The sequence below is a fragment of the Rhizobium sp. CG5 genome (assembly GCF_023701945.1).
Taxonomy (GTDB): Bacteria; Pseudomonadota; Alphaproteobacteria; order Rhizobiales; family Rhizobiaceae; genus Allorhizobium.
In genome coordinates this window covers 30,218-43,920 of sequence record NZ_JABAEF010000005.1, presented here as the reverse complement: position 1 = coordinate 43,920, position 13,703 = coordinate 30,218, and the positions used below count along the sequence as shown (strand labels likewise).

Here is a 13,703-nt window from a genome sequence, read left to right as displayed (position 1 = left end):
ATAGCTCCCGAAAAGTCAACCCTCTTTCCGCCGAAAAAGCAGCCGGCCTATGGAAAGCAGGACATAAAGCGCAAAGAAGCCGGCAATTGCCCAGGCAAAGCCGTCATTTCCGGAGATGTCGATGGCCGCACCGATCGCCTGCGGCCCGGCCACCGTGCCGACGGCATAGCAGAACACGAAGGCGGCATTGGCGGCGGCCAGGTCCGAACCGGTGAGTCGCGAGCCGAGATGGCTGAGCCCGATCGTATAGAGGCCGGAGACGCTGCCGCCCCAGAAAAGCAGCACGACCGCCATCAGCACCCAATTCGACGTCAGCAGCGGCAGCAGCAACGCGCCGAACAGACCGATCACCGCCATCAGCGACAGCAGCAGGCGGCGATCCTTGAGCTTGTCGGAGAGCATGCCAAGCGGGATCTGGAACACCATATTGCCGACCCCCATCGCTGTCAGCAGCAGGGCCGCCTGCGATTCGGTAAAGCCGGTGCGGGTGGCATAGATCGGGAACAGCGACAGGCCGCCGGCCTCGACCGCGCCGAACACGAAGACGGCGGCGGTGGCGGTCGGCACCAGGAAGATATAGCGCAGAAAGTGCCGGCTGGGCTTTTCGTCCAGGGCCGGGCTTTCGTTGCGGGCGATATAGATCGGAATGGCGGCGGCGAGAATGGCGATGGCGCCCACGGCAAACGGCAGGATGCCGTCGCTGCCGATCACCGAGAACAGCAGCGGCCCGGAGGCAAAGCCGATGCCGAGGACCGTCGCATAGATGCCCAGCACCAGGCCGCGCCGTGACGGCGGGGCGGCCGCGTTGATCCAGAATTCCGACAGGATGAACAGGGTGGTCGTGGCGCCGTGAAAGACGATGCGCAGCGGAAACCACATCCAGAACTCTTCGGCAAAGTAGAAGCCCAGGGCGCTGATGGCGGCAAACAGCACCGCCCACAGCATGGTGCGGGCAACGCCGAAGGAATGGGCAAGCCGGGTGGTGATCGGCGCCGCAGCCATGGCGGCGATCCCGGCCATGGCCGAATTGAGGCCGATCAGCGTCGACGATATGCCGCGCTTTTCGAGGATGATGCTGAGCAGCGGCAGGCCGAGACCGATGGCGATGCCGACCGCCGAGATCGCCGAGATGGCGGCAAACAGCGAGGGCCAGTGGATGTCTTCGCGGTGGCCGGGTTCACCGTTCATCGGTTGAGACATGGGTGATCCTTAAATGATGCCACAATGGAATCGGCCGCGCCGTGCGAAGTAAAACGGCCCGCTACTTCCAAAGGGTAAAGACGGATCAAGTTTCATCTGCATTTTCACGTGCTCGAATATCGTCTGGGTAATGGAGGGCATGTTCAGACCTGAAATATCTTCGATGTCAAGCCAGCGCACATCCTGCAATTCATCGGAATCGCGGATCTGAGCAGGGTCCAGGCCGGCTTCGTCGGTAAAGGCCAGAAAAAAACGGGTATCGAACCGGCGTATATTGCCGGGCGGCGTAATGGCACGCGCCACATAGCGCAGGCAGGAGAGGCTGGCGATCGAGGTGTGCGAGTGGGCATCCTTGCCGCCGATGACAAGGCCCGTTTCCTCCTGCAATTCGCGGATCGCCGCAATCGCCAGCCCGCGCGCTCTGCGCCGCGCCGCGTCCCCCTGGTTGCCCTCCATCAGACGGCGGAGCACATCTGGATGCAGATCGGTCGCGAAGGCACGAAACATGTCGGCGCGGTCGCGTCGTCCGCCCGGAAACACGTAGACATCCGGCATGAAGGCATGTTTGCGGTCGCGCTTGCCCATCAGGACGCGCACGCGGCCCTGGCCACGATCGAGCAACACCAGCGTCGCCGCATCCTTTGGACGCAGCCGCAGCGGGACGGGAGGGCCCTCAGGCTGGCCGTCGAAGGGATGGGGTGTCATGCGTCCGGCTTTGGCGGAAGAACGTCCTCAGGGGTGTCCTCTTCGCCGCTGAAGCCATGCATGCGCAGCGCCCATTGCAGGCCGACCACGCCACCCTTGATCGGCTGCAGTGTCGCAAGGGCGATGATCACGCCGAGCGGCGCCCAGATGGCGAGATGGATCCAGGAGGAGGCGGGAAACACCAGGTCGGTCATCATGAACCCGCCCAGCAGCACATGGCCGAGCACGATGATCACCAGATAGGGCGGCAGATCGTCAGCCCGGTGGTGGAACATCGCTTCGCCGCAGGCCGCACAATGGTCGACCGGTTTCAGATAGCTGCGAAACAGTTTGCCGCCGCCGCAGGCCGGACAGCGGCACAGCAGGCCACGACCGATCGACCGGCCGAGCGGTCGCTCGGGCAGGGGATCCGCGCCGTAGCGGACAACGGGGTCTGCAGGCGTGTCGGTGTGCATGCCGGGTTCCTTTCCTGTCGTCGATCTCAGCGACGGCCGCGCGGGGGTCGTGTTCCCGGCTGCCGGTAGGCGCCGGACTGGGGCCGCCGCGACGCCTTGTGGAACGAGCGGATGCCGGTCGGCATCTTGCGCCCCTCGCTCAGCATTTCAAAGCGCAAGGCGCCGGCCAGCGGGATCGCTTCCACAAGCTTGACCGATACCGCGTCGCCGAGTTGATAGCCAAGCCCGGTCTTTTCGCCGGTCAGCGCCTGATGGGCCTCGTCGTAAAGGAAATAATCGCGACCCAGCGTCGACACCGGGATAAAGCCGTCGGCACCGAATTGCGGCAGGCTGATGAACAGGCCGGATTTCGTCACGCCGGAGATCCGGCCGTCGAATTCGTCGCCGATGCGCCCCGCCAGGTGATGAGCGATCAGCCGGTTGACGGTGTCGCGCTCGGCGGCCATGGCGCGGCGCTCGAAGGTCGAGATTTCCGCGGCCACATCGTCGAGCCCAGCCTCTTCCTCCTGGGTGATGCCGCCATCGCCGAGCCCCAGCGAGCCGACCAGGGCGCGATGCACGATCAGGTCGGCATACCGGCGGATCGGCGAGGTGAAATGGGCATATTTCAGCAGGTTGAGACCGAAATGACCGATATTCTCCGGACTGTAGATCGCCTGGCTTTGGGAGCGCAGCACCATTTCGTTGACCATGGTCTGGTGCGGCGTGTCGATCGCCTTGGCCAGGATGCCGTTGAAGCTGTTGGATCGCAGCGCAGCGCCCTTGGCCAGCGAAATGCCGATCGTCGCCAGGAATTCGCGCAGCGCCTCCTGCTTCGACAGCGTCGGGGCATCGTGGATCCGGTAGACCAGCCGCTGCTGCTTCTTTTCCAATGTCTCGGCGGCCGAGACATTGGCCTGGATCATCATTTCCTCGATCAGCTTGTGGGCGTCGAGGCGGTCGGGAATATGGACGCGATCGACCGTGCCATCCTCTTTGAGGATCAGCTTGCGCTCCGGCATGTCGAGTTCGAGCGGCTGGCGCCGCGTGCGCCCCCGTTTCAGGATGGCATAGGCATGCCATAGCGGTTTCAGGATGGGCTCCAGCAGCGGCCCGGCCTTGTCGTCGGCATTGCCGTCGATCGCTGCCTGGGCCTGCTGGTAGGAGAGTTTTGCAGCACTCTTCATCATGATGCGATGGAACGTATGGCTCGCCTTGCGGCCCTCGCTGGAAAACACCATGCGCACAGCAAGGGCAGGGCGGTCGACGCCTTCCTTCAGCGAGCAGAGGTCGTTGGAGATCCGCTCCGGCAGCATGGGCACGACGCGGTCCGGGAAATAGACCGAATTGCCGCGCTTCAGGGCTTCCCGGTCGAGCGCCGATTTCGGCCGGACATACCAGGAGACGTCGGCGATCGCCACGGTGACGATGACGCCGTCCGGATTGTCGGGCGAGGGATCGGGCTCGGCATAGACCGCGTCGTCATGGTCCTTGGCATCGTGCGGATCGATGGTGATCAGCGGCAGCTGGCGCCAGTCCTCGCGATGCGACATGGTCGCCGGTCCCGCCGCATCGGCGTCCGCCAGCACGGAGGGCGGAAAGATATAGGGAATGCCGTGGGCGTGGATGGCGATCATCGAGATCGCCTTTTCCGAGGCGACCGAACCGACCACCGACAGAACCTTGGCACGCGCCAGGCCGAGGCGGCCGGCCCGGCCGAGTTCGACCTCGACCAGGTCGCCGTCCTTGGCGTCGCCCCGGTCGGCGGCGTCGATGACCATCTCCTCGCCGCGCCGTTCGATCGGCATCAGCCGCCCGGCGCCATCGGCCATGTCCCGGTAAACCCCGAGCAATGCGCCCCGGCGCTTGTCGATCAGCTTGATGATGCGGGCCGTATAGGCCGGACCGTCACGATCCTTGGCGGGAAAGATCTTTGCCAGCACGCGGTCGCCGAGGCCGCCGACGGGCGTCTTGCCATTGGCGCGATCGGCGCTCGACTGGCGGATGGCAACGGCCGGCGCCACGCCCAGCTCCTCCGGCCATTCGGCCGGCCGGCCGATCAACTCGCCATCCTTGTCGCGGGTGGTGATATCGAGAACGGTGACCGGCGGCAGGGCGCCGGGACGGGTTAGCGTCTTGCGGCTTTTCTGCAGCAGGCCGTCCTGTTCCAGATCGCGCAGCAGCGCCTTCAATTCGACGCGCGTATCGCCCTTCAGCCCGAAGGCCTTGGCGATCTCCCGCTTGGAGGCACGGTCGGGATTGTCGGTGATGAAGCGCAGCAGGACATCGCGCGGCGGCACGGCGCCATGGATGATCACCGGTTCATCGGTTTTCGACCCGGCGCCGCCGCGCCGCGCTTTGCCGGTGTCTGCGCCGGTCGGCCGGGTTCTGTCCCGCGGGAATTTTACCACCTGTCAGCTCTTCTTCGGTTTGCTCGCTGCCTTGGCTTTGGGCTTGGCAGCCGCTTTGGGTTTGGCGGCGGTCTTCGCCTTGGGCTTTGCATCGCCGTCATCCGCCGTCTTGGCAGACTTGGCTGCCGCAGCTTTTGCCGGTGCCTTTTTGGCGGGCGCCTTCTTGGCTGCCGCCTTGCCGCCGCCCTTGGCCGCCCGCTCGACGATCAGCGCCAGGGCTTCCTCGACGGTCACCGATTGCGGATCCTTGCCGTTTGGCAGCGTCGCGTTGACCTTACCCCAATTCACGTAAGGTCCATAGCGGCCATCGCGCACCGTGATGGCACCGCCGTCCGGATGGTCGCCGAGTTCCTTGAGGGCCGCCGGCGCGCCGCGGCCGCTCGGTCCCTTGCTCTTCTTTTCGGCAAGCACGGTCACCGCGCGGTTGAGGCCGATGGTGAAAACGTCCTCGATGCTGTCGACATTGGCATAGGTGCCATCATGCAGGATAAACGGCCCGTAGCGGCCGAGGCCGGACGTGATCATCTTGCCGCTTTCGGGATGGGTTCCCACATCGCGCGGCAGGGAGAGCAGGGACAGCGCCTTTTCGAAATCCACGTCGTCCGGCTTCCAGCCCTTGGGCAGCGACGAGCGCTTGGCTTCCTTGCCCTCGCCGCGCTGCACATAGGGGCCAAACCGGCCGCTGCGCAGCGTCACATCCTCGTCGGTGGCGGGATCCTTGCCGAGCGTCTTTGTCTCGGTCAGCGCCGCATCGGCCTCGGCGCCGTTTTCAGACGACAGCTGGCGGGTGAAATTGCAGTCAGGATAGTTCGAGCAGCCGACGAAGGCGCCGTATTTGCCGAGCTTCAGCGACAGGTTGCCCGTTCCGCAGACCTGGCAGATGCGCGGGTCGCTGCCGTCTTCCCGCTTCGGGAACACCAGCGGCGCTAGCGCCTCGTTGAGCGCGTCGAGCACATTGGTGACGCGCAGTTCCTTGGTGTCCTCGATCTGGGCAAAGAAACTCGTCCAGAATTCGCGCAGCACGTCCTTCCAGTTGAGCTCGCCGGCCGAAATCTTGTCGAGCTTTTCCTCGAGATCCGCGGTGAAATCATATTCCACATAGCGGGTGAAGAAGCTTTCGAGGAAAGCCGTCACCAGCCGGCCCTTGGCCTGCGGGATGAGCTTGCGCTTGTCGATCGTCACGTAGTCGCGGTCGCGGAGCGTTGCCAGCGTTGCCGCATAGGTGGAGGGCCGGCCGATGCCGAGCTCTTCCATCTTCTTGATCAGCGTCGCTTCGGAATAGCGCGGCGGTGGCTCGGTGAAGTGCTGGGTGGCGTTGATCTTCTGCTTGGCCAGTTTTTCCCGGGCATTGATTTCCGGCAGGCGGCCATCCTCGTCGTCGTCGGCGGCCTCGCCCTCTTCCTTCTGGTCGATATAGGCGGCAATGAAGCCGTCGAAGCGGATGACCGAGCCGACGGCGCGAAGGCCGGCCTTCTCGCCGTTGCGGTCCGCCAGAATTTCCGCGGTTGTCCGCTCGATCTCGGCCGATGCCATCTGGCTGGCGATGCCACGCTTCCAGATCAGGTCGTAGAGCCGCAACTGGTCGGCGTCGAGGAAGCGGCGAACCATGTCGGGCGTGCGGTTGAAGTCGGTCGGACGCACGGCTTCGTGCGCTTCCTGGGCATTCTTGGCCTTGGCGGTATATTGACGCGCCTTTTCCGGCAGGTAGCGATTGCCGAACTGGTCGGCGATGGCAGCGCGCGCCGCATCGATCGCTTCCGGCGCCATCTGCACGCCGTCGGTACGCATATAGGTGATCAGACCGACGGTCTCGCCGCCGATGTCGATGCCTTCATAAAGGCGCTGTGCCACCTGCATGGTGCGCGATGCCGAAAACCCGAGCTTGGAGGATGCGGCCTGCTGCAGCGTCGAGGTGGTAAAGGGCGGCGCCGGATGGCGCTTGACGGGCTTGGCCTCGATCGTGTCGACCACATAATTGGCGCCGTCGAGCAGATCCTTCAGGCGGGCGGCCTCGTCGCCATTGGTCACCGTGTTGCGCTGGATGCGCTTGCCGTCGACCGAAACCAGGCGGGCCTCGAAATCGTCGCCGCGCGGCGTCTTCAGGAGCGCCGAGATATTCCAGTATTCTTCCGAGATGAAGCGTTCGATTTCGCTTTCCCGGTCGCAGACCAGCCGCAGTGCGACCGATTGCACGCGGCCCGCCGAGCGGGCACCCGGCAGCTTGCGCCACAGCACCGGCGACAGGTTGAAGCCGACGAGATAATCGAGGGCGCGGCGCGCCAGATAGGCGTCGACCAGCGGACCGTCGATGTCGCGCGGATTGGCCATGGCATCGAGCACGGCCTTCTTGGTGATCGCATTGAAGACGACGCGCTTGACCGGCTTGTCGCCGATCACCTTCTTCTTCTTCAGGAGATCCAGCACATGCCAGGAAATCGCTTCCCCTTCGCGATCCGGGTCGGTCGCCAGAAACAGTCCGTCGGAGGATTTGACCGCGTCGGCAATGTCCTTCATGCGCTTTGTCGAGGCGCCGTCGACTTCCCAAAGCATCTCGAAGTCCTGGTCCGGCAGCACGGATCCGTCCTTGGCAGGCAGATCGCGCACGTGTCCGAACGAGGCCAGGACCGTGTACCCGGGGCCAAGATATTTGTTGATTGTCTTGGCTTTGGCGGGCGACTCTACAACGACTACATTCATAGTGTTTCTCTGAACTTGCGTTCGTGTTTTCAACGTTCGGAAGGATTCCGGCGGTTTGTTCCGGGAATCCGGCTCCCCGACATGGACAGGGATTCGGCCGCGGTCAAGAGGGGCGGGCCATTTATGTCAGCCATAACGCGATACAACCTGTGGAAGATAGAGTGCATATTGCAATTCTAGATAAATAGTTTTATCGTTTTCCCAGCTTGTGGTTGAAGCCCCCGGCAGACTTTGGACACCCGATCCACAGGAACGAAAAATGGCCGCCAATAATGTGAGCCCTGACAGCAGCACCACTCAGACGAAAGAGAATATTGCCTATATCCGCCAGATGCTGGGAGAGTTGCGGTCGGTCGCGCAAAAGGAAGGCGCCGAGATGCTGTGTTACCTCATCGAAATGGCCTATGTGGAAGCCGGCGACGTGCAGGCGGGCCGTCGGGCCCTGTCAATCGAGCGCGGCAAGGGAGACAAGCCCACCCGCATGCCGATGTAGCCGCCCGGCGATATCCAGTTCCAGCAGCACGAGATAGACCGACGAGGCCGGCAGTTCGGTATGCCGGATGATGTCGTCGACCTCGACCGGGGTGGGCCCAAGCGCATCGACGATCCGCGATCTCTCGGCATCGTCGGGCGGCAGCATCAGCGGCTTTTCCTCGTCCTGGGTCGGCTCGCGCGCCTGGACCGGCGAGAACAGGTCGATCTTCGACAGTGGCGCCAGGGCCTCCAGAATGTCCGCCGCTTCGGTGGTGACGATCGCTCCGTCCTTCAGCAGCCCGTTGGTGCCGTGGCAGCGCGGATCAAGCGGCGAGCCGGGAACGGCAAACACCAGCCGGCCGAAATCGCCCGCCAGTCTCGCGGTGATCAGCGAGCCCGAACGGCTGGCCGCCTCGATCACCACGACGCCGAGCGCCACGCCGGCGATCAGCCGGTTGCGGCGCGGAAAATCCCGGGCGCGCGGCTCCCAGCCGAACGGCATTTCGCTGATGGCAAGCCCCGTTCCATCCCAGATTTCCTTCAGCAGGCCGATATTTTCCGGCGGGTAGGGCTGGTCGAGACCGCCGGCCATGGCGGCAATGGTGCCGGTCTCAATGCTTGCCTGATGGGCTGATGTGTCGATGCCGCGCGCCAGGCCGGAGATGATCGTATAGCCGGCCCGGCCGGTGTCGCGCGCCATCATGGCGGCAAACTTGGCGCCGCTGATCGAGGCATTGCGCGATCCGACAATGCCGATGGCCGGTTTCAGGCCGGCCTTCAGATTGCCTTTGACCGCCAAGAGCGGCGGCGCGCCGTCGATCTGGCGAAGGGCAGGGGGGTAATCGGGTTCGCCGATGCCAATGAAGGAAGCACCGAACCGCCGCGCGGTCTCCAGTTCCCGCTCGGCCTCACTCTCGGTGGCGATCCGCACAGTGCGCGTCGATCCGCCGCGTCGCGACAGTTCCGGCAGCATGGCAAGGGCGGTCTCGGCTGTGCCGAAATGGTTGATCAGGTCGCGAAAGGTGGCGGGGCCGACATTGTCACTGCGGATCAGTCTCAGCCAGGCGATCCTTTGCCGCTCCGTCAGCGCAATCCCGGTTCGTCCTGCGCCGCCGAGCGACATGCCCTATCCCTTTTGTCCGATCTTGCTTTCGGTGCCGGCGATCAGTCGCTCGATATTGGCCTTGTGCTTCCACCAGGTGATGGTGGTCATGGCCGCCGTGACGAGCGCTGCCTCCTGCTGGCCCAGTATCCACAGGACAACCGGAATAACAAGGGTTGCAACCAGAGCGGACAGCGAGGAATAGCGGCTGAAGAACGCCATGCCCAGCCAGACGACAGCAAACACCGGCACCATCAGCGGCACGACGCCGAGCAGCGTACCGATATAGGTGGCGACGCCCTTGCCGCCCTTGAAGCCGAGCCAGACCGGAAAGAGATGGCCGATAAAGGCGGCAAAACCCGCCAGCAGGCCGGCATTGCCGCCGAAGACGTATTGAGCGGCAACGGCGGCAGCCGTCGCCTTCAGGGCGTCGAGCAAAAGGGTTGCCGCCGCCAGCTTCTTGTTGCCGGTGCGCAGCACGTTGGTCGCGCCGATATTGCCCGATCCGATCGAGCGCAGGTCGCCGAGCCCGGCCATGCGGGTCAGGAGCAGGCCGAACGGGATGGAGCCGAGCAGATAGCCGAGGCTCAAGACCGCGATCAGCGCGGGCAGTCCGATATCCAGAAAGTTCACTGTGGCCACGGCCGGTCCCCCCAATGCGCAGGTGTCAGAGCGAAAAGACTAACAGCCCCGCGACATAGGTCGCGACGGCCCGGCCCGAGAAACGGGCGTCTTCGAAAGGTGTGTTCTTCGAGCGCGAGGCTATGCCGTCTTTGGCAACCAGCCAGGGCTCGTCGAGATCGATCAGCGTGATGTCGGCACGCGCGCCGGGCTTCAACGTTCCGGCGTCGAGACCGAAAATCTGCGCCGGCCGCGTCGACATGGCGTCGATCAGCCGCATCAGCGGCACCTGGCCGTTATGATGCAGGCGAAGTGCTGCCGCCAGCATGGTCTCAAGACCGATCGCCCCGTCGGCCGCATCGGCAAAGGGCAGGCGCTTGGTATCGACATCCTGCGGATCATGGGACGAGACGATGATGTCGATATCGCCGGCGGCCAGTGCATTGGCCATCGCCATGCGGTCGTCTTCGGCGCGCAGCGGCGGCGAGAGCTTGAAGAACGTGCGGTATTCGCCGATGTCGTTTTCGTTGAGCGCCAGATGGTTGATCGAAATGCCCGACGTCACGTTGACGCCGCGCTGCCGTGCCGCCTTGATCGCCTCGACCGAGTCCGGCACGGAAATCTTGGCGGCATGATAGTTCGCGCCGGTCAGTCCGGCGATGCGCAGGTCCCGTTCCAGCGGAATGATCTCCGCCTCCTTCGGCACGCCGGACAGGCCAAGCCAGCTGGCCAGCAGCCCTTCGTTCATGACGCCCGAAGTGCCGAGATACTGGTCGCGCGGTTCCAGCGCCACCACGGCCGAAAACTCGCGCGAATAGGTCATCGCCCGGCGCAGCATCTGCGTGTCGTAGAGCCCGTGCCGGCCATTGGTGAAGGCCACCGCACCGGCTTCCTGCAGCAGGCCCATTTCGGTCATTTCCGTGCCGTGCAAACCCTTGGTCAGGGCCGCTGCCGGATAGACATGGACGATCGCCGTGTCGCGGGCTTTCTTCTTGACGTATTCGACCAGCGCGATGTCGTCGATGACAGGATCGGTGTCCGGCATCATGATGAACGAGGTGACCCCACCGGCGGCGGCCGCACGGCTCGCCGAGGCGATCGTCTCGCGGTGTTCGGCACCGGGCTCGCCGACGAAGACCCGCGCATCGACCAGACCCGGAACGGCGGTCAGGCCTAAGCAGTCGCGCACCGCAGCACCGTCCGGAATGCCCTGGTTGCGGGCGTCCGCGCCAGAAGCCTGAATGCGGCCGTCCGCGCCGATGATGATGCTGCCGACCTCGTCGATGCCGCGGGACGGATCGATGATGCGGAGATTGTTCAGAACGGTTGGCGTGCTCATGCCCGTTCTCCCTGGTTCTGCGAGATCAGCAGGGCTTCCATCACGGCCATGCGCACGGCGACCCCCATTTCGACCTGCTGTTCGATAACGCTTTGCGGCCCGTCGGCGACATCGGAGGAAATCTCCACGCCGCGGTTCATCGGACCGGGATGCATGACCAGCGCGTCGTCCTTGGCATATTTCAGCTTTTCGGCGTCGAGGCCATAATAATGGAAATATTCGCGCACCGACGGCACGAAGGCACCCGACATGCGCTCGCGCTGCAGGCGCAGCATCATCACCACGTCGGCGTCCTTCAGGCCTTCCTTCATGTCGTGATAGACCTCGACGCTCATGTCGGCGATCCCGGCCGGCAGCAGGGTGGCCGGCGCCACGACGCGGACGCGCGCACCCATGGCGTTCAGCAGCAGGATGTTGGAGCGTGCCACGCGCGAATGCAGCACGTCGCCGCAGATCGCCACGATGATGCGCGAAAGCTTGCCCTTGGCGCGCCGGATGGTCAGCGCGTCGAGCAAGGCCTGGGTCGGATGTTCATGCTGGCCGTCGCCGGCATTGATCACCGAGCAGGCGACTTTCTGGGAGAGCAGCGCCGCGGCCCCGGCAGACGAGTGGCGAACCACCAGCACATCCGGCCGCATGGCGTTGAGCGTCATCGCGGTATCGATCAGCGTTTCGCCCTTCTTGACCGACGAATTGCCGACCGACATGTTCATCACGTCGGCGCCCAGCCGCTTGCCGGCCAGTTCGAACGAGGACTGGGTGCGGGTCGAGGCTTCGAAAAATAGGTTGATCTGGGTCAGGCCTCGCAGGGTCGAGGTCTTTTTCTCGCGCTGACGGCTGATTTTCACCGCCTCATCCGCTTTATCGAGCAGAAAGGTAATGTCTTGGTGGGTAAGGCCCTTGATGCCAATGAGATGGCGGTGGGGAAAGAAGACCATGAGACTGTCCTCCGGATGTGGTCGCGCGGTCTATAAAGATTGCCAGCAGCCGGGGCAAGCATATGGTAAGGCGATAGACATTTGTTCCCCATATTAAACGAATCGGGACGCGTAAGAAGAGTTGTATGAGCAGATGAACCGGACGGAAGAAAAACTCGCGGAATTAAACCAGCCCAAGCCCTGGTCCGGCATCAATGCCTATCGCACCGACCCGCTGATCGTCGATCTCTCGGCCAATCTGCACCGCAGCGTCCGGGAAGAGTTCGACGCGATCGGCCGCTATGTGACCTCCCACGAGGCGCAGGAACTGGCCCGCATGGCCAACCAGAGCCCGCCGCAGCTGCGCACCCACGGGGCGCGCGGCGAACGGCTTGATACCGTCGAGTTTCATCCGGCCTGGCACGCGCTGATGCGCCGCTCCATGTCGGCCGGCCTGCATTCCTCCGTCTGGGATGGCCAGACCGATGCCAGGGGCGCCGAGCACAAGGCGCGCGCCGTGCGCTTTTTCCTGACCTCGCAGCTGGAAAGCGGCCATCTTTGCCCGCTGACCATGACCAATGCGTCGGTGGCGGCCCTGATGGCCTCGCCCAGGGTGCAGAAGGAATGGGCGCCAAAGATCCTGTCGCGCAAATATGATTCGTCCAACCGTCCGGCCATGCAGAAGACGGCGGTGACGCTCGGCATGGGCATGACGGAAAAGCAGGGCGGCACCGACGTTCGCGCCAATGTGACCGCGGCAACCCGGGCCGGCGACGGCATCTACCGCCTGTCCGGCCACAAATGGTTCATGTCGGCGCCGATGAGCGACGGTTTCGTCATGCTGTCCCAGATGCCGGAAGGCATGGGCTGCTTCCTGGTGCCGCGGCTTTTGGAAGACGGCACGGCCAACGGCCTGCAGTTCCAGCGGCTGAAGGACAAGATCGGCAATCGCTCGAATGCCTCGTCCGAAGTCGAGTTCACCGATGCCTTCGGCTATCTGCTCGGCGAGCCGGGCGGCGGCATCCGCACCATCCTGGAAATGGTCACCCTGACGCGGCTCGACTGCGCGCTGGCCTCGGCCGGCATCATGCGGGCCTCGATGGCCGAAGCCGTGCACCATGTGCGCGGCCGGGCGGTGTTCGGCAAGAAGCTGATCGACCAGCCGATCATGACCCGTGTGCTGGCCGACATGGCGCTGGATGTGGCGGCGGCGACCGCGCTGTCCTTCCGGCTGGCCGATGCCTTCGACCGGGCCCGCGACAGCGCGGCCGACGCCGCCTATGCCCGCGTCATGACGCCGGTCGTCAAATACTGGGTCTGCAAGATGGCGCCGCCGCTGATCTACGAGGCGATGGAATGCATCGGCGGCAATGGTTACATCGAAGAGAGGGCGATCGCCCGCCATTACCGCGAGGCGCCGGTCAACGCCATCTGGGAAGGCTCCGGCAATGTCATGGCGCTCGACGTGCTGCGCGTGCTGGCCCGCGGCAAGGACCTGTTTGAGATGGTCTTTGCCGAGCTGGAGCGGGATCTCGGCCCCTCGGGCAAGAAGACCATCGAGGTGCTGCGCGTCGCCATGGCGCTCTGCGAAAAGGACGAGGGTGCCGCCCGCCTGCTGGTCGAGCAGATGGCCCTGGCCGCCGCCGCCGCCGAACTTTATCGGCTCGGCGCCGGAAAGATCGCCGATGCCTTCCTGGAAACGCGCCTGGCCGGCGGCTGGCGCTACACCTACGGTGTGCTCGACGCCCGCTTCGACGCCCGCTACGTCATCGACCTGCTCTATCCGCCGGCGGCCTGAACCGA

Annotated in this window: 11 protein-coding genes; 2 read left to right on the top strand and 9 right to left on the bottom strand. The window is 64.3% G+C overall.

The window, feature by feature from the left end; genetic code table 11:
• Nucleotides 1-15: 15 nt before the first annotated feature.
• The 5 genes from HGO38_RS09935 to topA form a co-directional block, all read right to left on the bottom strand.
• Entirely contained in the window at nt 16-1,200 is a 1,185-nt protein-coding gene (locus HGO38_RS09935) for an MFS transporter (RefSeq protein WP_250955734.1), read from the bottom strand.
• A gap of 9 nt (nt 1,201-1,209) precedes the next feature.
• Entirely contained in the window at nt 1,210-1,905 is a 696-nt protein-coding gene (locus tag HGO38_RS09930; protein WP_284739374.1) for an NUDIX hydrolase, read from the bottom strand.
• A complete protein-coding gene (locus HGO38_RS09925) occupies nt 1,902-2,360 on the bottom strand; it encodes a DUF983 domain-containing protein (RefSeq protein ID WP_250955733.1) in 459 nt (152 codons plus the stop codon). Before HGO38_RS09925 ends, HGO38_RS09930 begins: the two co-directional genes overlap by 4 nt.
• A gap of 26 nt (nt 2,361-2,386) precedes the next feature.
• Nucleotides 2,387-4,657, bottom strand: a complete 2,271-nt coding sequence (gene rnr / locus HGO38_RS09920; protein ID WP_250955994.1) for a ribonuclease R — start codon at nt 4,655-4,657, stop codon at nt 2,387-2,389.
• Nucleotides 4,658-4,753: 96 nt separating this feature from the next.
• Nucleotides 4,754-7,447 carry a type I DNA topoisomerase gene (topA, locus tag HGO38_RS09915; protein WP_250955732.1) on the bottom strand — a complete coding sequence of 898 codons (2,694 nt, stop codon included), beginning with the start codon at nt 7,445-7,447 and terminating at the stop codon, nt 4,754-4,756.
• A 259-nt stretch (nt 7,448-7,706) separates the two neighbouring features.
• On the opposite strand from topA, the gene HGO38_RS09910 reads away from it, so the two are divergent.
• A complete protein-coding gene (locus tag HGO38_RS09910) occupies nt 7,707-7,940 on the top strand; it encodes a hypothetical protein (protein ID WP_250955731.1) in 234 nt (77 codons plus the stop codon).
• On the opposite strand, the gene dprA is transcribed toward HGO38_RS09910, so the two are convergent.
• Genes dprA through HGO38_RS09890 form a run of 4 tightly spaced genes read right to left on the bottom strand, consistent with a single transcriptional unit; the run spans nt 7,893 to nt 11,921 of the window.
• Nucleotides 7,893-9,044: a DNA-processing protein DprA gene (gene dprA, locus HGO38_RS09905; RefSeq protein ID WP_250955730.1), complete on the bottom strand. Its 1,152-nt coding sequence runs from the start codon at nt 9,042-9,044 to the stop codon at nt 7,893-7,895. The two genes, HGO38_RS09910 and dprA, sit on opposite strands and share 48 nt — an antisense overlap.
• A 3-nt stretch (nt 9,045-9,047) precedes the next feature.
• Nucleotides 9,048-9,665: a glycerol-3-phosphate 1-O-acyltransferase PlsY gene (gene plsY / locus HGO38_RS09900; RefSeq protein WP_250955729.1), complete on the bottom strand. Its 618-nt coding sequence runs from the start codon at nt 9,663-9,665 to the stop codon at nt 9,048-9,050.
• Nucleotides 9,666-9,690: 25 nt separating this feature from the next.
• Nucleotides 9,691-10,983: a dihydroorotase gene (locus tag HGO38_RS09895; protein WP_250955728.1), complete on the bottom strand. Its 1,293-nt coding sequence runs from the start codon at nt 10,981-10,983 to the stop codon at nt 9,691-9,693.
• The gene (locus HGO38_RS09890) at nt 10,980-11,921 is read right to left on the bottom strand and encodes an aspartate carbamoyltransferase catalytic subunit (RefSeq protein WP_250955727.1); all 942 of its coding nucleotides are present in this window, start codon (nt 11,919-11,921) and stop codon (nt 10,980-10,982) included. The genes HGO38_RS09895 and HGO38_RS09890 overlap by 4 nt, the downstream gene beginning before the upstream one ends.
• Nucleotides 11,922-12,054: 133 nt before the next feature.
• Here HGO38_RS09890 and HGO38_RS09885 point away from each other — a divergent pair, with 133 nt between their 5' ends.
• Nucleotides 12,055-13,698, top strand: coding sequence for an acyl-CoA dehydrogenase family protein (locus HGO38_RS09885; protein WP_250955726.1), 1,644 nt, complete (start codon nt 12,055-12,057; stop codon nt 13,696-13,698).
• Nucleotides 13,699-13,703: the final 5 nt, after the last annotated feature.

Coding starts and splice junctions, on each gene's coding strand:
- HGO38_RS09930 (WP_284739374.1), bottom strand. CDS start 1,905: ATGACACCCCATCCCTTCGACGGCCAGCCTGAGGGCCCTCCCGTCCCG.
- HGO38_RS09895 (WP_250955728.1), bottom strand. CDS start 10,983: ATGAGCACGCCAACCGTTCTGAACAATCTCCGCATCATCGATCCGTCC.
- HGO38_RS09885 (WP_250955726.1), top strand. CDS start 12,055: ATGAACCGGACGGAAGAAAAACTCGCGGAATTAAACCAGCCCAAGCCC.
- HGO38_RS09925 (WP_250955733.1), bottom strand. CDS start 2,360: ATGCACACCGACACGCCTGCAGACCCCGTTGTCCGCTACGGCGCGGAT.
- HGO38_RS09910 (WP_250955731.1), top strand. CDS start 7,707: ATGGCCGCCAATAATGTGAGCCCTGACAGCAGCACCACTCAGACGAAA.
- HGO38_RS09935 (WP_250955734.1), bottom strand. CDS start 1,200: ATGTCTCAACCGATGAACGGTGAACCCGGCCACCGCGAAGACATCCAC.
- topA (WP_250955732.1), bottom strand. CDS start 7,447: ATGAATGTAGTCGTTGTAGAGTCGCCCGCCAAAGCCAAGACAATCAAC.
- HGO38_RS09890 (WP_250955727.1), bottom strand. CDS start 11,921: ATGGTCTTCTTTCCCCACCGCCATCTCATTGGCATCAAGGGCCTTACC.
- dprA (WP_250955730.1), bottom strand. CDS start 9,044: ATGTCGCTCGGCGGCGCAGGACGAACCGGGATTGCGCTGACGGAGCGG.